21 protein-coding genes are annotated in these 18,335 nt (G+C 64.4%); 10 read left to right on the top strand and 11 right to left on the bottom strand.

The window, feature by feature from the left end; genetic code table 11:
- Positions 1–50: 50 nt before the first annotated feature.
- Both AC1Q5P_RS08795 and AC1Q5P_RS08790 read right to left on the bottom strand, forming a co-directional pair.
- Positions 51–866: a DUF815 domain-containing protein gene (locus tag AC1Q5P_RS08795; RefSeq protein WP_039333191.1), complete on the bottom strand. Its 816-nt coding sequence runs from the start codon at positions 864–866 to the stop codon at positions 51–53.
- A gap of 25 nt (positions 867–891) precedes the next feature.
- On the bottom strand, positions 892–2,610 hold the full coding sequence (locus AC1Q5P_RS08790; RefSeq protein WP_492518729.1) for an acyl-CoA dehydrogenase family protein: 1,719 nt from the start codon (positions 2,608–2,610) through the stop codon (positions 892–894).
- An 81-nt stretch (positions 2,611–2,691) separates the two neighbouring features.
- Between AC1Q5P_RS08790 and AC1Q5P_RS08785 the strand changes: the two genes are divergently transcribed.
- A complete protein-coding gene (locus tag AC1Q5P_RS08785) occupies positions 2,692–3,639 on the top strand; it encodes an L-threonylcarbamoyladenylate synthase (protein WP_492518728.1) in 948 nt (315 codons plus the stop codon).
- Between the two features lie 6 nt (positions 3,640–3,645).
- Here AC1Q5P_RS08785 and AC1Q5P_RS08780 read toward each other — a convergent pair whose 3' ends face one another.
- From AC1Q5P_RS08780 to rho, 7 genes are all read right to left on the bottom strand, one after another.
- Positions 3,646–3,993: a hypothetical protein gene (locus tag AC1Q5P_RS08780; RefSeq protein WP_039333198.1), complete on the bottom strand. Its 348-nt coding sequence runs from the start codon at positions 3,991–3,993 to the stop codon at positions 3,646–3,648.
- A 107-nt stretch (positions 3,994–4,100) separates the two neighbouring features.
- Complete coding sequence (locus tag AC1Q5P_RS08775) at positions 4,101–4,904, bottom strand: head GIN domain-containing protein (RefSeq protein WP_231735384.1); 804 nt, start codon at positions 4,902–4,904, stop codon at positions 4,101–4,103.
- Between the two features lie 171 nt (positions 4,905–5,075).
- The gene (locus AC1Q5P_RS08770; RefSeq protein WP_011443787.1) at positions 5,076–5,600 is read right to left on the bottom strand and encodes a CarD family transcriptional regulator; all 525 of its coding nucleotides are present in this window, start codon (positions 5,598–5,600) and stop codon (positions 5,076–5,078) included.
- 348 nt (positions 5,601–5,948) lie between these two features.
- A complete protein-coding gene (gene fdxA / locus AC1Q5P_RS08765; RefSeq protein WP_011443786.1) occupies positions 5,949–6,287 on the bottom strand; it encodes a ferredoxin FdxA in 339 nt (112 codons plus the stop codon).
- A gap of 73 nt (positions 6,288–6,360) precedes the next feature.
- The gene (locus tag AC1Q5P_RS08760; RefSeq protein WP_230487733.1) at positions 6,361–6,645 is read right to left on the bottom strand and encodes an RNA-binding S4 domain-containing protein; all 285 of its coding nucleotides are present in this window, start codon (positions 6,643–6,645) and stop codon (positions 6,361–6,363) included.
- 17 nt (positions 6,646–6,662) lie between these two features.
- On the bottom strand, positions 6,663–9,224 hold the full coding sequence (locus AC1Q5P_RS08755; protein WP_492518727.1) for a helicase-related protein: 2,562 nt from the start codon (positions 9,222–9,224) through the stop codon (positions 6,663–6,665).
- A gap of 121 nt (positions 9,225–9,345) precedes the next feature.
- Positions 9,346–10,602 carry a transcription termination factor Rho gene (gene rho / locus AC1Q5P_RS08750; protein WP_039333211.1) on the bottom strand — a complete coding sequence of 419 codons (1,257 nt, stop codon included), beginning with the start codon at positions 10,600–10,602 and terminating at the stop codon, positions 9,346–9,348.
- Between the two features lie 212 nt (positions 10,603–10,814).
- Here rho and AC1Q5P_RS08745 point away from each other — a divergent pair, with 212 nt between their 5' ends.
- Positions 10,815–10,973, top strand: a complete 159-nt coding sequence (locus AC1Q5P_RS08745) for a hypothetical protein (RefSeq protein ID WP_156135736.1) — start codon at positions 10,815–10,817, stop codon at positions 10,971–10,973.
- A gap of 41 nt (positions 10,974–11,014) precedes the next feature.
- On the opposite strand, the gene AC1Q5P_RS08740 is transcribed toward AC1Q5P_RS08745, so the two are convergent.
- Together AC1Q5P_RS08740 and hemE are read right to left on the bottom strand one after the other, a co-directional pair.
- On the bottom strand, positions 11,015–11,458 hold the full coding sequence (locus AC1Q5P_RS08740) for a CopD family protein (protein ID WP_039333213.1): 444 nt from the start codon (positions 11,456–11,458) through the stop codon (positions 11,015–11,017).
- Between the two features lie 82 nt (positions 11,459–11,540).
- Positions 11,541–12,569 carry a uroporphyrinogen decarboxylase gene (gene hemE / locus AC1Q5P_RS08735; RefSeq protein ID WP_492518726.1) on the bottom strand — a complete coding sequence of 343 codons (1,029 nt, stop codon included), beginning with the start codon at positions 12,567–12,569 and terminating at the stop codon, positions 11,541–11,543.
- A gap of 341 nt (positions 12,570–12,910) precedes the next feature.
- On the opposite strand from hemE, the gene AC1Q5P_RS08730 reads away from it, so the two are divergent.
- From AC1Q5P_RS08730 to AC1Q5P_RS08695, 8 genes are all read left to right on the top strand, one after another.
- Positions 12,911–13,753 carry a pyruvate, water dikinase regulatory protein gene (locus AC1Q5P_RS08730; RefSeq protein ID WP_039333360.1) on the top strand — a complete coding sequence of 281 codons (843 nt, stop codon included), beginning with the start codon at positions 12,911–12,913 and terminating at the stop codon, positions 13,751–13,753.
- Positions 13,750–14,352 carry a Maf family protein gene (locus AC1Q5P_RS08725; protein WP_039333214.1) on the top strand — a complete coding sequence of 201 codons (603 nt, stop codon included), beginning with the start codon at positions 13,750–13,752 and terminating at the stop codon, positions 14,350–14,352. Before AC1Q5P_RS08730 ends, AC1Q5P_RS08725 begins: the two co-directional genes overlap by 4 nt.
- Positions 14,349–15,221: a shikimate dehydrogenase gene (aroE, locus tag AC1Q5P_RS08720; protein WP_492518725.1), complete on the top strand. Its 873-nt coding sequence runs from the start codon at positions 14,349–14,351 to the stop codon at positions 15,219–15,221. The genes AC1Q5P_RS08725 and aroE overlap by 4 nt, the downstream gene beginning before the upstream one ends.
- On the top strand, positions 15,218–15,823 hold the full coding sequence (gene coaE / locus AC1Q5P_RS08715; protein WP_492518724.1) for a dephospho-CoA kinase: 606 nt from the start codon (positions 15,218–15,220) through the stop codon (positions 15,821–15,823). Before aroE ends, coaE begins: the two co-directional genes overlap by 4 nt.
- 49 nt (positions 15,824–15,872) lie before the next feature.
- Positions 15,873–16,574: a DNA polymerase III subunit epsilon gene (dnaQ, locus tag AC1Q5P_RS08710; protein WP_039333217.1), complete on the top strand. Its 702-nt coding sequence runs from the start codon at positions 15,873–15,875 to the stop codon at positions 16,572–16,574.
- Between the two features lie 68 nt (positions 16,575–16,642).
- Complete coding sequence (hpf, locus tag AC1Q5P_RS08705; protein ID WP_062343044.1) at positions 16,643–17,227, top strand: ribosome hibernation-promoting factor, HPF/YfiA family; 585 nt, start codon at positions 16,643–16,645, stop codon at positions 17,225–17,227.
- Between the two features lie 173 nt (positions 17,228–17,400).
- Positions 17,401–17,862, top strand: coding sequence for a PTS sugar transporter subunit IIA (locus AC1Q5P_RS08700; RefSeq protein ID WP_039333222.1), 462 nt, complete (start codon positions 17,401–17,403; stop codon positions 17,860–17,862).
- On the top strand, positions 17,852–18,334 hold the full coding sequence (locus AC1Q5P_RS08695; RefSeq protein ID WP_039333224.1) for a PaaI family thioesterase: 483 nt from the start codon (positions 17,852–17,854) through the stop codon (positions 18,332–18,334). The genes AC1Q5P_RS08700 and AC1Q5P_RS08695 overlap by 11 nt, the downstream gene beginning before the upstream one ends.
- Position 18,335 lies beyond the last annotated feature (1 nt).

Here is an 18,335-nt window from a genome sequence, read left to right as displayed (position 1 = left end):
CCGCGAGACTTTCTGAACGCAGTGAAGTCAGTCGCGGCGGGGTGGGCTCGTCAGAGCGACCGACCAGCTCGGCCCGCCAGCTCGTTGACGTACTGCCACGCCACGCGGCCGGAGCGGCCACCCCGGCGCTTTGACCATTCCAGCGCGTCGCCTTCCTCGTAAGCCAGGCCGAAGTGCGCCGCGTAGCCGGCGATGATGGCGAGGTAATCGTCCTGCGTGCAGTTGTGGAAGCCGAGGCTGAGGCCGAAGCGGTCGGCAAGAGCCAGCCGGTCATCCACAACGTCGCGCGGGTTGATCGGATCGTCCTGCTCGGAAAGATGGCGCTCCACAATCGCGCGGCGGTTCGACGTTACTGCCAGGCGCACGTTGGCCGGGCGTGCCTCCACGCCACCCTCCAGCCACGAACGCAACTTGCGCGCGCCATCGCTGTCGGAGGCGTCAAATCCGAGATCGTCCAGGAAGACGAGGAAGCGACGATCGACCTTGCGCAGGATGGCGAAGAGATCGGCGAGGCCAGCGTCCGGGCTCGCCTGCACCAGCGCGATGGATCCGGGCAGAGCGGTCTGCGCTGCCAGCGTCGCCGCCCGCAGCAGGGCCGATTTGCCCATGCCGCGCGCGCCCCACAGCAACATGTCGTGCGATGCAGCGCCGCGCGAAAGCCGTGCGACGTTTTCGACCACTGCCGCCTTCTGCTTGTCGATTCCCTGCATCAGGTCGAGCGCCGGCGCTTCCAGCGGATCGATCCCCCGCGCCGCCTTGCCGTCCCAGACATAGGCGGGGAAGGCCAGCCAATCGGCGCTGGCCTCGCGCGGCGGGGCAAGGCGCTCCAGCGCCTCGGCTATGCGGGTGAGCAGGGCTGCGGTCATGCCCAGCCGATTATCGGGCCGGCGGTTATCCCGCAAGCGCCTCGCTGTCGAGATCGTAGAGCAGCGCTGCACCCGCCATGGCGGAGGAGCCGAGGCCTCGCGCTTCGGGCACGATCACGCGGTTGAAGAACTTGGTGACCGCGATCTTGCCGTGCAGGTCGGACGCGCGCGACTGGCGTGCCAGCTGCCAACCGGCGACGGCGACGGCGCACATCGTGGTGAAGGGCACCGAGCCCGCCAGCTTGTCGTCCAGCGAGGCAGTAGTGCTCATCCATTGGCCAATGGCCGCCGCGTCCCTGGCGAGCGCGGCGACTTCGGGGACGTCTTCCATTTCCGACGCGATCTCGGCCATCAGCGCCTGCAGCACGCCGCCGTTTTCGTATCCGAGCTTGCGCGTGACGAGATCCGCCGCCTGGATGCCGTTGGTGCCCTCGTAGATCGGAGCAATCCGTGAATCGCGCAGGTGCTGGGCAGCGCCAGTCTCCTCGATGAAGCCCATGCCGCCGTGGACCTGAATGCCGAGGCTGGCGACTTCGCATCCGATATCGGTGCCCCACGCCTTGAGCATCGGCACGAGCAGTTCCGCGCGCTTCTGCGCCGCGTCGTTGCCGAGCGCACCGCGATCGACCTGGCCTGCGGTGTAGTAGAGCAGGGCACGACTGCCTTCGGTCAGCGCCCGCATGCGCATCAGCATGCGGCGGACGTCGGGATGCTCGATGATCGCGACCGGGGCCTTGTCGGCCGAACCGGCGCGGGCCGACTGCACACGGTCACGCGCATAGGCCCGCGCCTGCTGGAAGGCGCGCTCGGCGATCTGCACGCCCTGGCTGCCGACATTGATGCGGGCCGAGTTCATCATCGTGAACATGGCCCGCAAGCCGCCGTTCTCGTGGCCGACCATCTCGCCGATGCATTCGCCATCGTCGCCATAGCTCATGACACAGGTGGGCGAGGCGTGGATGCCGAGCTTGTGCTCGATCGAGACGCAGCGGACATCGTTGCGGGCACCGAGCGATCCGTCCTGTTCCACGTGAAACTTCGGAACGATGAACAGCGAAATGCCGCGTGAACCCTCGGGCGCGCCCGGCGTGCGGGCGAGAACGAGGTGGACCACGTTGGCGGCGGCATCATGCTCGCCGAAAGTGATGTAGATCTTGGTCCCGGCGATGCGCCACTTGCCGGCGTGAGGCCCTTCGGTGATCGGCGTGGCGGTGGTACGCAGCGCGCCAACATCGGAGCCGGCCTGCGGCTCGGTCAGGTTCATCGTGCCCGACCACTCGCCGCTGATCAGCTTGGGCAGGTACATGGCCTTTTGCGCGTCGCTGCCGTGATGTTCCAGCGCCTCGATCGCGCCAACGGTGAGCATCGGTAGCAGGGTGAAGCCCATGTTGGCCGCGCCCAGCGTTTCGAGAGTGGCAGTGGCCAGCGTGAACGGCAGTCCCTGACCGCCAAATTCCGTGGACCCCGCGATCGAGTTCCAGCCCTGCTCGACGAAGGCCTTGTAAGCGTCGACATAGCCGGGGGGCAGTGTCACCTCGCCATCGCGCCACTTCGCGCCGATCTGGTCGCCCGCGCGGTGCAGCGGCGCCCATTCGCCCGCAGCGAATGCGCCAATGCCTTCGACGATCGCCTCGACCAGATCGGGCGTGGCAGCGGCAAAGCGTTCGCTCTGGGCCAGTTCGTCGATCCCGGCGCTCACGCGGATGGCGAGAAGCTGGTCGGCGGTGGGCGGCGTGAAAGTCATCGTCCTCTCCTGTCTCGCGCAATTTCAGGCGCAGGGCATGTGCGCTTGGCGCGGAGCCTGGGTCTCCCTATAGCGAGCCTGATGGAGCCGACAAAGCCTTCCAAAGTGCATCTGTCCGACGCCCGAGGACTCGAGCTCGCCGCGCAGGTCATCACGCGCGGCGGGACGGTCGCCGTGCCGACCGAGACGGTCTATGGCTTGGCCGCCCGCGCCGACGACGATGCGGCGGTGGCCGGGATCTACCGCGCCAAGGGCCGGCCCGATTTCAACCCGCTGATCGTGCACGTGCCCGACGTTACGGCCGCCGAAGCTCTTGCTCTGTTTGACAGGCGCGCGACGAGCCTGGCGAAGGCCTTCTGGCCCGGTGCGCTGACCATTGTCCTGCCCTTGCGCGAGGGTGCACGATTGGCGCCCGCCGTCAGCGCCGGATTGCCCACCGTGGCCCTGCGTTGTCCGGCACATCCGGTAATGCAGGCCCTGTTGAAAACCTGTGGATTGCCACTCGCCGCACCATCGGCGAATCGCTCGGGCGGGGTGAGCCCGACCAGCGCAGCCCATGTCGCGGCATCTCTGGGTGACCGCGTCGAACTGATTCTCGATGGCGGCGAGACGCGGCAGGGAATCGAATCCACGATCGTCGGCCTGCGCGCGGATGGGTCATGGACCGTCCTGCGTCCGGGCCCGATCACCGAAGCCGAAATTGCCGGGGTTCTGGGCGGACAGAGCGCCGCCATGACGTCAGCAAAGATCGAGGCTCCGGGGCAGCTGGCGAGCCACTACGCCCCGGGCAAGCCCGTGCGGCTGAACGCGGTGGAGCCGCGGGCAGGGGAGTTCATGATCGGCTTCGGCGATATCGCGGGAGACGTGACGCTGTCGGCAGCTGGCGATCTGGCGGAGGCGGCTGCGCGGCTCTACGCCTGCCTGCATCAAGGCTCGACGGCGCCGCAACCGCTTATCGCCGTGGCACCGATTCCCGACGAAGGCATCGGCGTGGCGATCAACGACCGCCTGCGCCGTGCTGCGGCCTAGAGCGCTTTAGTCGCGTGCCTCATAGGGCACGCTGGCCCGCATCGCGTCCATCTCGGCATAGATGCTGCGGGCGTCACTGCAGGCCTCATCATCACCACGGCTGCAATCGCGGCGCGCCTCTTCGTATTGCCGCGCAAGCTTGCCATAGCGCTCTTCACGGCGGCGGATTTCGCGGCCGCGCTTCTGGTCCCGCTCGGAATCGCTGACCGTGATGCGATCGTAGACGCCAGCCGTCGTGTTGACGGCCTTCGCGCCCACCCGCACCGGCGCTGTCGCCAGGTCGAACGCGCTTTTGGCGACGCAGCCGGAAAGCGCGAACGCCAGAATGGAAAGCCCTGTCAGGCGACGGCGCATGAACTTCTCCCTCAAGGGAAAAATCCCACTATCCTAGCCACTTGGCAAGCAGGACCTGCACCAGTTTGGTTCTCGCGGAGTCAATCCGGTGCAGGTTGCACTGCAGGTCACTGGCCGTCGGCATCTTCGCTGGCGTCAGCCGCGCCTGCCGTATCCTTATCGCTGTTCGGCGTGACGCCATTCTCGCAGACCAGCTTGCCCGAGCCCATGGCGCTGACCTTGCAGGTAGCGCGGCCGAAAACACGCACTTCGCCCGAACCCATGATGTTGGCGTTGACGTGTCCGTTGGAGGCAAAGCGGGCATTGCCCGAACCGGCAACGTCGACCTTGACATCGTCGACCGTCAGCCCGTCCATTTCGGCATCGCCGCTGCCGGCGACAGTCATCTTCAATTCCCTGGCCTTGCCCGCCGCGCGCAGCTTGCCCGAACCGACCACGTCGATGCCGAGCTTCTGCGCGTCGATCGCGCGCGCCTCGACCACGCCTGACCCGGCGACGGTGATCTTGGCATCGCTGCCGCCGAGCTGGTCTGTTGTAAGATTGCCGGATCCGGCCAGCACGACCTCGCTCAACGCCGGAAGCGTGACGTTGACCGTAGCCGCGCGGGTTGACTGGCCGAGCTTCCAATCCTCGCGCGTGATGCCAAGCTGGCCTTCGGACAGGGCAAAGCGCAGCTTGTCGGCGCCTTCGCCCTCGACCGTGATCGCCAGCTTGTCGCCCCGGGTGATGCGCACGTTGTCGGGACCGAGCAGGGCAATGCCGGTCGGCGCCGCACCGCTTAGATCGAGATCGGCAAGCGGAACGCCCTTCTTGCCATTGAACGAGATATTGCCGCCGTCACAACCAGCGAGCGCAGTGGCCAGACCCATGACGGCAACACCAGCAAGCGCGCGAGCAAAATTCTTTAACATGACTTGGTCACTCCTGACGCTATTTCTGACTGTATTGCCGATATAACACGGTGATACGATCTCGACCAAGTCGTTGGTGGAGCCGGGCCATAAGTTGGTCGCAAAAGTGGCAACGAAAAAGGCCCCCGGTTTCCCGGAGGCCTCTTTTCATGCGCAAGTGCGTGAAACGGATCAGGCCGTTTCGTAGTACTTCGGCGCGTGTTCGTTGAGGATCGCGAGGATCTTCTTGAGCGCAGCAGGCTCGTCGGTCTTTTCCATTGCCGCGAGTTCGCGGGCGAGGCGCGAGGAAGCCGCTTCGAAGATCTGGCGTTCCGAGTAGGACTGCTCCGGCTGATCGTCGGCGCGGAACAGGTCGCGCGTCACTTCGGCGATCGACACGAGGTCACCTGAGTTGATCTTCGCTTCGTATTCCTGGGCGCGGCGCGACCACATGGTGCGCTTGACCTTGGGCTTGCCCTTGAGAGTATCGAGCGCTTCGCGCAGCGTCTTGTCGGACGACAGCTTGCGCATTCCGATCGCTTCGACCTTGTTGACAGGAACGCGCAAAGTCATGCGTTCCTTTTCGAAGCGCAGCACGTAGAGCTGCAGCTTCATGCCGGCAATTTCTTCGTCCTGAAGTTCGACCACCCGGCCGACACCATGCTTCGGGTAAACGACGTAGTCCCCAACATCGAAGGCGAGAGCCTTACCTGCCATTGGTAATCCTTTCGACGCGGGCAGGACCGGCAAACGGAGATCAGCGAAGCCTTGGGGGAAATGGACATGAGCCCGCCGGATCGACGGTCATGCGAGGCTTGCGATCCGGTTGCTGTTCTTGTCCTGCCGTTTTTCGTGGTGAAAGACGCCGGACGGGCATGAACCCACCGGCGCTTGGCGGCCTACATAACATCTCGGCAACAAAATTACCACCCCTGAACGCACTGCAGCGCAGCGGAAATCGTTTGCTGTCTCCGTTGCGGAGACAACAAACGCCTTACGCTGCGCAGGCGGAGGGTCGGAAGCGCAAGGGCGGCAGGAGCCACCGGCCCTTGCAACGTGCTGAAATCAGTCGCCTTCGCCGGGCTCGGCGGAGAAGTACTTGTCGAACTTGCCTTCTTCGCCCTTGTGCTCGTCGGCATCGGCCGGAGCGTCCTTCTTGGCGGTGATGTTCGGCCACTCTGCCGAATACTTGGCGTTCAGTTCAAGCCACTGCTCGAGCCCGGATTCGGTATCGGGCAGAATCGCTTCGGCCGGGCATTCCGGTTCGCACACGCCGCAGTCGATGCACTCGCTGGGGTTGATCACCAGCATGTTCTCGCCCTCGTAAAAGCAATCAACGGGGCACACTTCGACGCAATCCATGAACTTGCAGCGGATACAGGCGTCGGTGACGACGTAGGTCATGGCGATTTGATCCCTCAGGTCTTCGTTTGAGGCCGTGCTAGAGGCCTTTATGCCGTGGCGTCAAGCGGGGCCATCAAACCGGCAACCCGTCTGGCGAGGATTGGTCAGGAATTTCGAGCACACGGTAGCAGGATTGTGCTTCGCTGGCCGGGCCGCGCCGTCCGGGGATCGCCAGAACCTCGATAACGGTCACCCGGCTGCGCATCGGCAGGACGAGCACGTCGCCCATCTTCACGCCCGCGCTGCATCGCTCGATCCGGCGGCCGTTGAGGCGGATGTGGCCCGCGGAAACCCAATCCTGGGCAAGGCCGCGGCTGCCGGCGAAACGGGTGAACCAGAGGAACTTGTCGATCCGCAAGCAGGCTGTCTCCTCTCCTATCGCGCCACCAGTTCGGCGAGCGCGGCAAATGCTCCTGTTGGTGGTGGCTTCGGTCTTTCCGGCTCGGTCGCAGGTTCGCGACGGAAAGGCCGCCAGTCCCACAATGGCGGATGTGGGGGGCCGAATGCCTTTTCGGGCAGGCTGCGCCCCATGTGCACGCGAAAGCCTCCGGCACGCAGCAAGGCGGCATAAGCGGCGGTCGAAAGATTCATCGAGCGGGCAATCGCAGGGTCCAGGAAGACGCGCCTTGCCTTCGTGGCCATGCGGGTTGCATGCGCCGCCTGGAGCAGCTTCTCGGCAAGATCGACCCGAAGACTTTCGTTGCCGAGCCTGCGGTATCCGGCAGGGGCAATCTTCGCGTGGACAACCGGCTGCATTGTCTCGGGCGGCAGGGGCGCAGGCTTGCCCCAGATGCGCGCCAGCCGGTGCCACGCCTGCATCGCACCAGGGCGCAAGGCATTGGGCAGGAACAGGTCGAGCGCACCAATGCGCACGCCCAGCTTCTTCAGGCGCTGGCGCTGCGCTGCGTCGAGCCGGTCCAGTCCCGAGCCTTCCCGCACCAGCACCCCGCCCGCTTCCACGAGATGGAGCAGCAGCGCGCGCAGTTCAGGCCCGGAAGCGGGATCGCGGCTGGCTTCGTCGAGCGCAAGCAGGGGTTTGAGATGGCGCTGGTGCTGCGTCTGCAGCCAGCCGTCCAGCGCCGCGACGACTTCCGCCTTGTCGGTGGGAGCAAGCCTGTCCAGCGCGACGTCGGGCTTGAGCCGAGGGGCCAGCATGGTTCGCCCGCGCTCGAGCTTGGCGACCACGGTGTCCTGCCAGACCAGCGCGGTGTCCTCGAACTCGATGCCCCTGGATTCGCGCGTGGCTTTGGCCAGCGCCTTGGCGCGATCGTGCAGGAGGCCCGGCAAGTGGCGCTCGGCGGCAGCCAGCAGCAGTCGGCGATCCTCGGCACGGGCGAGGGGATCGACTACGAAGCGGAAGCCCTCAAGATGTCCGATCGGCTCGTCATCCACGAGTACCGCGCCCTCGTCCGACAGATGCACCGGCAGCAGCGATGCGTCAGCCCCGGCCTTGCGCATCAGCACGGCAGTGCGGCGATTGACGAAGCGTTCGGTCAGCCGCGCGTGCAGCGCATCGGAAAGGCGCGCCTCTACGGCGCGGGCGCGGGCGGACATTTCGTCCTTGGCCAGCACCCAGTCAGGCCGCTGCGCGATGTAAGCCCACGAACGGATTGCGGAAATTCGAGCCTGCAGCGTGTCGATATCGCCCGAAGGATTGTCGAGCTGGGCGATCGCCTGCGCCACGTAGTCCGCGCCGAGATAGCCATGGCGCAGATCCTGCCACAGGCGGGCGACGAAGCGGCTGTGCGTTTCCTCCCCCTGCGAGCGGAAATCAGGCAGGCGGCAGACGTCCCAGAACCGTTCGACCGCACGCTTGCCACGAACGCTCGATGCCGTATCCGCATCTTCGGCCAAGCGTTTGAGCACAGCAAGGTCGATAGCCTGCGGAGGCGTCGCCAGTTCGGGGCGAGGGGGAAGGCTTTCGAGGTCCTCGATCAATGTTGCAATGCTGTCGAAACGTGGCTCCGCCTCGCGCCAGAACAGGCGGGTGAGGGGCGGGAAGCGGTGTTCCTCGATCGCGTAGATTTCCTCGTCGGTGAATTCAGGATTGGTGCCGCCCGCGCCTGCCAACGTGCCGAAAGTGCCATCGCGCTGGTGCCGCCCGGCGCGGCCGGCGATCTGTGCCATTTCCGCTGTCGTCAGGCGGCGCTGGCGATGGCCGTCGAACTTGGACAAACCGGCGAAGGCGACATGATGGACATCGAGATTGAGCCCCATGCCCACGGCATCGGTGGCGACGAGATAGTCGACCTCGCCCGCCTGGTACATCGCCACCTGGGCATTGCGGGTCTGCGGGCTGAGCGCCCCCATGACCACCGCCGCACCGCCGCGGAAGCGCCGCAGCATCTCGGCCATGACATAGACCTGCTCGGCACTGAAGGCGACAATCGCGCTGCGCGGCGGAATGCGCGAAAGCTTCTTGGCACCGACATGCGTGAGCGTCGAAAAGCGCGGGCGAGTGACGATTTCCGCCTCGGGCACCAGCGCCTTGATCATCGGCTCCAATGTCGAGGAGCCAAGCAGCATCGTCTCCTCGCGACCGCGCGTGTGCAGCAGGCGATCGGTGAAGACGTGGCCGCGTTCGGGATCGGCAGAGAGCTGAGCCTCGTCCAGCGCGACGAAGGCAAGATCCGGGCGCGAAGGCATGGCCTCGACCGTGCAGAGATGCCAGCGCGCGCCCTTGGGCTCGATCTTCTCCTCGCCGGTGATCAGCGCGACGTTGTCAGTGCCCTTTATCGCGCAGACACGGTCATAGACCTCACGCGCCAGCAGCCGCAGCGGAAAGCCGATCGCACCCGAGGAGTGCGCGCAGAGACGTTCGATCGCGAGGTGGGTCTTGCCGGTGTTGGTCGGCCCAAGCACCGCCTTGACCACGCCTCCACCATTTGCGCCGGTGTGGGCGCTCTTCCGAGGCTGGGCAGGAATGCGCGGGGCCATGTGTCTGAATGTGGCGGGCATGATGCCCATAAACAAGAAAGGGCGGGGAATTTATCCCCGCCCTCGATTCTCGTGCGCTCATCGAGCTTACTGGTTTCCAGAGTTACTGGTTCCCCCAGAGTTACTGATTCATCGTCGCGAAGAAGTCTTCGTTGGTCTTCGAATCCTTCATCTTGTCGAGCAGGAACTCCATCGCATCGACAGTGCCCATCTGCATGAGGATGCGGCGCAGGACCCACATCTTCGAGAGCTGGTCCTTCGGCACAAGCAGCTCTTCCTTGCGGGTGCCGCTCTTGCCCACATCGAGCGCGGGGAAGATGCGCTTGTCGGCAACCTTGCGGTCGAGCACGATTTCCGAGTTGCCGGTGCCCTTGAATTCTTCGAAGATCACTTCGTCCATGCGGCTGCCGGTGTCGATCAGCGCGGTGGCGATGATCGACAGCGAGCCGCCTTCCTCGATGTTGCGGGCAGCACCGAAGAAGCGCTTGGGGCGCTGCAGGGCATTGGCGTCGACACCGCCGGTCAGCACCTTGCCCGAGGAGGGCACCACGGTGTTGTAGGCCCGGCCCAGGCGAGTGATCGAATCGAGCAGGATGACGACGTCACGCTTGTGCTCGACCAGGCGCTTGGCCTTTTCGATAACCATCTCGGCAACCTGCACGTGGCGCGTGGCGGGCTCGTCGAACGTCGAGGAGATGACCTCGCCCTTCACGCTGCGCTGCATGTCGGTGACTTCTTCCGGGCGTTCGTCGACCAGCAGCACGATCAGGAAGACTTCCGGGTGGTTGTCGGTGATTGCCTTCGCCATGTTCTGCAGCAACACGGTCTTGCCGGTGCGCGGCGGGGCGACGATCAGCGCGCGCTGGCCCTTGCCCTGCGGGCTGACCAGATCGATCACGCGGGCCGACTTGTCCTTGACCGTCGGGTCGAGCGTGTCGAGCTTGAGGCGCTCGTTCGGGTAGAGCGGGGTGAGGTTGTCGAAGTTGACGCGGTGGCGCACGGCCTCCGGCTCGTCGAAGTTCACCTTGATCAGGCGGGTGATCGCGAAATAGCGCTCACCATCCTTGGGCGCGCGGACTTCGCCTTCGACGGTATCGCCGGTGCGCAGGCCCCACTTGCGGACCTGGTTGGGCGAAACATAGATATCGTCAGGGCCAGCAAGGTAGTTCGCCTCGGGGCTGCGCAGGAAGCCGAAGCCGTCGGGCAGGACTTCGATCGTGCCGATGCCGAGGATTTCCTCGCCGTCTTCCGCCATTTCCTTGAGGATGGCGAACATCAGGTCCTGGCGGCGCATGGTGCTGGCGCCTTCGACCTCGAGCTCTTCGGCCATCTGGACCAGCTCGGCGGGGGTTTTCTGCTTGAGTTCCTTCAGGTGCATTTCGTGTTTTTCCAAAGGGTTGGATAGATGGCCGGAAACCTCTGAAGGGCTTGGAGAAAGCGAGAGGGCGGCTGCATCGATCGGCAGCACATCTGCATTCCGGTTCGCCGCAGATATGCCTGCGCCAGCCGATAGTCAATTGTGGATAGGGGCACGGGGGTGGTATCCTCCCGGCATCAAACCGGAAAACCGGTCTTTCGAGAGGAACAACAATGATCAGATTGCCCCGCCGCGGCGAAACCTTCCCCCGCCCGCAGGCACAAGATGCTCCGGCCAATGCCTGGGGCTCGCAATGGAAGCATCTGCCGCGTTCGCCCATGCACCTGGTGCGTAACGCAATGCGCGATGGCCTGCGGACCTTGCGCGGCTGACCTGGGCTCTGACCCCTCCCGCCTGAGGGAGGGGAGAAGAGTCAGAACGGCTTCACGATCACCATGATCACGATCACCGCGGCAGCGATGCCCGGGATCTCGTTGAGCATGCGCAGCTTCTTGCCTGAAAGCTTCCGCACCCCTTGGGCGAGCAACTGCGCGTAGCTGGCCAGCCAGAAGTGATAGGCCGTCAGCACCAGGACGAAGGCCAGCTTGAGGTGGAACCACCCTTGCGCAAACGCGCCGATGTCCACCGCCAGCAGCAGCCCGAGCACCCAGACCACCACCAGCGCCGGCCACATGATGATCTTCATCAGCTTGCGCTCGCGGTCCACCCAGACCGCATTCTCGGGCGAGCCTTCCGGCGCCTCCTGATGGTAGACGAAGAAGCGCGGCAGCATGAACAGGCCGGCCATCCAGAAGATCACGAAGATGACATGGCCCGCCTTGAGCCAGAGATAGAGCATCGCCAATACCTGCTGCATCTGTTGCGGCTCCGCCTGCCAGTGCGCCCCTGCTGAGGGCTATTTCGGCGCGGAAACCGGGGTTTGCAAGTGCCCGAAAAGTTCAGTCGCGCGACCAGCTCCGCACGATCTTCAGCAGGGCCTCGACGTTTTCGATCGGAGTGTGCTGGCCGATGCCGTGGCCCAGGTTGAACACGTGCGGACGGTCGGCGAAGGCTTCGAGGACGCGGATCGTCTGCTTTTCCAGCTCCGGTCCACCCGCCAACAGCAGCAGCGGATCGAGGTTGCCCTGCGCCGGCATCCCGGCAGGCATTTCGCGCGCGGCCCACAGCGGGTCAATCGTCTCGTCGACGCCGACGGCATTGACGCCGGTCTCGCGGGCATAGGCGGCCAGCTTCTCGCCTGCACCCTTGGGGAAGCCGATCACCGGCACGTGCGGATAACGGCGCTGCATTTCGGCCGCGATCCTGGCATTGGGCGCGATGACCCAGCGTTCGAATTCGGCAGGGGCAAGGCTGCCCGACCATGAATCGAACAGCTGCAGGCCTTCGGCACCGGCCTCGACCTGTCCCGAAAGGTATTCGATGGTTACCTGCGCGATGGCATCGACGATCGCCTGGAACTGGCCGGGATCGCGATAGGCCAGCGCACGGGTATCGTGATGATCGCGGCTGCCTTCGCCTGCCACCATGTATGTGGCAACCGTCCATGGGCTTCCGGCAAAGCCCAGCAGCGTCGTCTCAGGGCCGATCTGTGCCTTCACCTTGGCCACCGTCTCGTAGATTGGCGAAAGGCGCTCAGGCACCGCGACAAGGCTTTCCAGCGCAACGTCGAGCAGGCGAGGAGACAGGTCCGGGCCTTCGCCAACGAGGAACTTGAGATCCTGACCCATCGCATAAGGCACGATCAGGATGTCCGAGAACAGGATCGCACCGTCGAAACCGAAGCGGCGGATCGGCTGCACGGTCACTTCTGCCGCGGCGTCAGTGTCATAGACCAGCGCCAGGAAACCGCCCTTTTCCGCGCGCAACTCGCGGTATTCGGGCAGGTAGCGCCCCGCCTGGCGCATCAGCCAGATCGGCCGACGGGAGAGATTCTCACCCTGAAGAGTCCTGAGAAGAGGGCCGGGCATTTCGATCCAATCCACTAAAATAGATTCTTAGAATCAGGTTGAAGGTGTTTGTTGGCCCTGTGGAAACCGGGGATTGCGTGTCACTGCCCGATTTGTGAGTCCGCTTCCACACTTTTTGCTGTTCGCGACTCTGGACAGCACATGAGTCAACGCGAAGTTCTCACCGCTCTCCACAGGCTGGGGAAAACACTGTCCACTTGTCCACAAATGGTCCTGAACAGGACTCGGATCGAGGGTGAATCTGCCGGTCAAACTTGTCCCTGACTCTGTCCCGTGGTTTATCGGTGCTGTTTCCACAGGGTCATCCCGGCCCTGCCCGGATGTCCACGGAAAGCCCGCCAATGCAGCGCCTGCACCTGCACCTCCTGTCGGATTCCACTGGTGAAACGCTGGAAATGATCGCCAAGGCGGCGCTCGCGCAGTTCGATGGCGCAGACGTCGTGCGGCATTTCTGGCCAATGGTGCGTTCGATGCAGCATCTCGATCGCATCATGGGCGAAATTGCCGCAAATCCGGGACTTGTCCTGTTCACGCTGGTCAATGCCGAAACGCGCGAGCGACTGGAACAGCGCTGCATTGCCCTGGGCCTGCCGATGGTCCCCGCGCTCGATGCGGTGACGGATGCGCTGCAGCAGCAGCTCGGCGTTCAGGCCAAGGGTCGCCCCGGCCGCCAGCACATGATGGACGAGGCCTATTTCGCCCGCGTCGATGCGATCCAGTTCACCATTGCCCACGATGACGGCGTGAACTGGGAAAACTGGGAAGAGGCCGACATCGTGCTCGCCGGCGTTTCGCGCAGTTCGAAGACGCCGACCTCGATCTACCTTGCCAATCGTGGATACAAGGTGGCGAACATTCCGATCGTGGTGGAAAGCCCGCCGCCGCCGATGCTGTTTTCCCTGCGTCGGCCAATGGTCGTGGGCCTCACCACCAGCCCGGAGCGCCTGATCGCGGTGCGTCGCAACCGCCTCCTGTCCTTGAACCAGGCGCCCGAGACCGCATATGTCGACAACGAACAGGTGACGCGCGAAGTGCAGTACGCCCGCCGCATGTTCGCCGACAATGGCTGGCCGGTGATCGACGTGTCGCGGCGTTCAATCGAGGAAACAGCAGCGGCCGTGATCAATCTCTATAACGAACGTGGCGCTGCTGGCGGCAGCGGGGACGGAGCAAAACCGATATGACACTCGTGCCCCAGAAGCTGATTTTGGCCAGCCAGAGCTTCTCGCGCCGGATGATGCTCGAAGCCGCGGGCGTGCCCTTCGAGACGCGCACGTCCGATGTTGACGAAGCCGCGATCAAGCGCGAGCTGATCGGCGTCACCGGCTGCCAGATTGCCAGCGTTCTTGCCGAAGCCAAGGCTTTTGCCGTGTCCCTCGCCATGCCCGGACGGCTGGTGCTCGGCGGGGACTCGATGGTCGAAGTCTGCGGCCGTCAGTTCGACAAGCCGACGAGCCGCGAGAACGCTGTCGAGCATCTCGAATTCTTCTCAGGCAAAGACATGCACCTCCATTCCGCTGCCGTGCTGATGCGCGATGGCAAGGTGGTGTGGAAAACCTGCGAGACCGCAAACCTGCGGGTCCGGGAGCTTTCTCCCGCATTTATCCAGAGCTATCTCGACAGGGAGTGGCCCGAGGTTTCGGGCTGTGTCGGCGTGTTCCGCATCGAGGCACTGGGCGTGCAACTGTTCGAGAGAATCGAGGGCAGCCATTTCACGGTTCTCGGAATGCCGCTATTGGCGCTGCTGGGCGCGTTGCGTGAACAGGGTGAGTTGCCGTCTTGAAGCCTGACAAAGTTTCCGTGCCTTATGCCGAAGTGATCGGCGATCCGATCGCACAATCGAAATCCCCGGTGATCCACGGCTTCTGGCTGGAAAAGCTCGGCCTCGAAGGGCGCTATGATCGCGCGCATGTGAAGCCTGAAGGTCTCGCCGACTACCTTGCCGCGCGTCGCGCCGATCCTGACTGGCGCGGCTGCAACGTGACCATGCCGCACAAGCAGACGGTGATTCCACTGCTCGACCGGCTGGACCCCATGGCCGCGCGCATCGGCGCGGTGAACACCGTGGTGCCCGAAGACGGCGCGCTGGTCGGCTACAACACCGATGCGCCCGGCTTCCTCGAACCGCTGCGCGAAGACCTCGGCAGACCTCACTATTTCCGCATGGCCCGCGTGCTCGGCACCGGCGGCGCGGCGCGGGCGATCATCGCCGCGCTGGCGGACGAGCACATGGTCGTCGTGCTGGCCGGCCGCAATGTCGAAAAGGCCCGTGCCCTGCTCGACGAACTTGATCCGCAGGGGGAGCACCACGTCGCCCCGCTCGATCATTTTGCCGACGCCACCGATTTCGCTTTCGACGACCGCGAAGGCTGCTTCGATCTCGTCGTCAACGCCTCGTCGCTGGGGATGAGCGGTCAATCCCCGCTCGCCTTCGACATGACCCACGCCCCGCCGGGCTCGGTATTCTACGACATCGTCACCAGCCCGCTCGAAACCGAGTTCCTGAAAGCCGCCAAGGCCGCCGGATTCCGCACGGTCGATGGCCTGTCGATGCTGATCGGCCAGGCCGACCACGCCTTCCGCCGCTTCTTCGGCGCCGTGCCGCCGCGTGGGCAGGCAGACAACGAACTGCGTGCGAGAATTCTGGCATGAGCAGGCCCTACATCCTCGGACTCACCGGCTCGATCGGCATGGGCAAGTCTGCCGTCGCGCTCATGCTGCGCGAACTGGGCGTGCCGGTGTTCGATGCCGATGCCGCCGTGCACCACTTGCAAGGCCCGGGCGGCGAACTGATCCCAGCCATCGAGAAAGCCTTCCCCGGCACCACCGGCCCCGAAGGCGTCAAACGGCAGGAATTGGGCGCGAAGGTATTCGGCAATCCCGAAGCATTGAAGCGTCTTGAAGCCATCGTCCATCCTGCCGTTGCCCGCATGCGCCACGCCTTCATGGTAGAGCACATGGGCGAACCGCTCGTGGTGTTCGACATTCCGCTGCTTTATGAAAAGGGCCATGGAGCGGATCTCGACGCGGTCATGGTCGTCTCCGCCCCCGCCGAGGTGCAGCGAAAGCGCGTGCTCGCCCGTCCCGGCATGACGCCCGAAAAATTCGCCCACATTCTTTCGCTACAGGTGCCTGACGCCGAGAAGCGCGCCCGGGCGACCCACGTGATCAACACCGGCGTCACCCTCGCCGAGACGGAGGCCCAAGTTGCCGCGCTGGTTGCGGCCATCCGGGAAAAAAACCCCCGTCAGTAACCGTCTCACCCCCTTGCCAGTCCGCGGCGAGGGGTCCACATATTCTTCAATGCGTGAGATCGTTTTCGATACCGAGACGACCGGACTGGACCCGAAAAGCGGGGATCGGCTGGTCGAGATCGGCTGTGTCGAAATGGTCAACCGGGTGCCTACGGGCCAGGTTTTCCATTGTTATTTCAATCCTGAGCGCGACATGCCGGCCGAGGCTGAAGCTGTCCACGGCCTGTCGATCACATTCCTTTCCGACAAGCCGAAGTTTGCCGAACTGGCAGACGAGTTTCTCGCCTTCATCGCCGACTCGCCGATGGTCGCGCACAACGCCGGATTCGACTTCGGCTTCATCAACAACGAGCTGGAAATGTGCGGGCGCCAACCTGTCAGCCGGGATCGCATGGTCGATACGGTGGCGATCGCGCGGCGCAAGCACCCCGGTGCCAAGCTCAGCCTCGATGCCTTGTGCACGCGCTACGGCATAGATCGCAGCCACCGCACCAAGCACGGGGCGCTACTTGACGCGGAACTGCTCGCCCAGCTCTATGTCGAGCTGATGGGCGGGCGGCAGATCGGCCTTGAACTGGCGGCAGTTGCCGCAGGGGCAGCCGGTCTCGTCGTGGTGGAGGAGTCGATCACCGTCACCTCCAGCCTGACCCGCACCTTCCGTTCCCCGCGCCCGCACGCTGCGAGCGCAGAGGAGCTTGCCCGTCATGCCGAATTCATGGCGGGCTTTGCCGAGCCGATCTGGTCGCGCTGAAACCTTCCGGCTTGCCCGTGGGTTCAGTCAGACCGGGCGTCTCGCCCGAGTGACAGGAGAAGTGACTTATGGATATTCGCGTTTCGGGACACCAGGTCGAAACCGGCGCTGCGCTGCAGACCCATGCCGAGGAGCGCCTCGGCGCCATCGTCGACAAGCACTTTTCCCGAGCGCTTTCCTCGAACGTGACCTTGGGCAAGGCCCCGCACGGGGGCTTTCGATGTGACATCGTAACCCACGTGACCCAGGGCCTGATCCTCAAGGGCAGCGCCGTGGCGCAGGACGCGCACGTTGCGCTCGACCAGTCGGCCGAGAAGATCGAGAAGCAGCTGCGCCGTTATCGCCGCCGCATCAAGGACCGCCATGAAGGCGCCGATCACGCCCGCAAGGCAGACGAGGCCAACTTCGAACTGCAGGAAGCCGCGTACACCGTCTTCGCCCATGACGAAGCGGGTGAGGAAGAACCCGCCGACGCACCGCTGGTCATCGCCGAAACCCGCGTCGACGTGCCCACCGCCAGCGTCTCGGACGCAGTGATGATGCTCGACTTGCGCAACACCAATGCCCTGCTGTTCAAGAACGCCGGCACCGGGGTGCACAACATGGTCTATCGCCGTGGTGACGGATCGATCGGCTGGGTCGAACCCAAGTAAGGCCCAAGTAAGGACCGCCAGGCCAACCCGGCTCGCCACGGCGGGCCGGGGATGGCAAATGCAAGCCTGCGTACGGCCCAGGAACGTGCTTTGCGCTTGCCTTCCCCAGCATTCGGGAGCATGGCGCGCCCCAATTCACCGTGCCTTTGCACTCATGTGATACGTTTTACCGTATGTCGGCTCTGTTCCAACTCGATCCACAAGCTGTCCGCGTCATCCGCGCCGATTCCAAGCAGCAGATCCTTGCCGATCTCGCTGCCTGCTTCGCGTCGGTCTACGCGCTCGACAAGGAAGTGGTGATCGATGGGATCGAGGAACGCGAAAAGCTTGGCAGCACCGGCTTCGGCCGAGGCGTTGCCATTCCCCACGCGCGTATCGACGGGCTGGAACGTCCGGTTGCAGTGTTCTTCCGGCTCGAGAATCCGGTCGAATTTGCCGCCGCCGATGGCATGCCGGTCGATTGCGTGTTCGGTCTGCTCTCGCCCTCGCAGGCTGGCGCCACGCATCTTCAGGCCCTCGCTGCGATCTCGCGCCTGATGCGGGACGAGCGGATGCACGAGCGTCTGGTCTCCGCTACCGATGCCGATGCGATCTACGGCCTGCTTGTCAACGTCATCGATCGCGATGCCGCCTGAGGACGGCGCCGACAGCGCAAGCCTGCACTGGCGCGCGCTGGAAGGTCTCTACGCTTCGGCGCCGGTCAACAGCCTGTTCGAATCCCGCCTGGAAATCGTCGGCGAGGGCTTGTCCCGCATCCATTTCGATGTCTCGCCCTCGTGTTTTCATGCTGCTGGGGCGGCCCATGGCACCATCTACTTCAAGATGCTCGATGACGCCGCGTTCTACGCTGCGAACACGCTGGTTACCGACCGTTTCCTGCTGACCACATCGTTCAACCTGTTCTTCAGCCGCCCGATCAAGGGCGGGCGCGTCACGGCGGAAGGGCGCTGGGTCTCGGGCCGGCGCCGCGTGCTCGTGGCCGAAGCGCGCCTGATCGATGAGGAAGGCGAGGAAGTGGGGCGGGGAACCGGCACGTTCCAGCGCTCGCGCATCCCCTTGTCCAGCCTCGATGGCTACAACGCCGGCCTGCGCGCCGCGCTCGCCTGAT

The organism is Novosphingobium sp. GW835-FHT14H07, assembly GCF_058793515.1.
The sequence above is the reverse complement of the archived record's forward strand: the minus strand, read 5'-3'. Positions and strand labels throughout refer to the sequence as shown.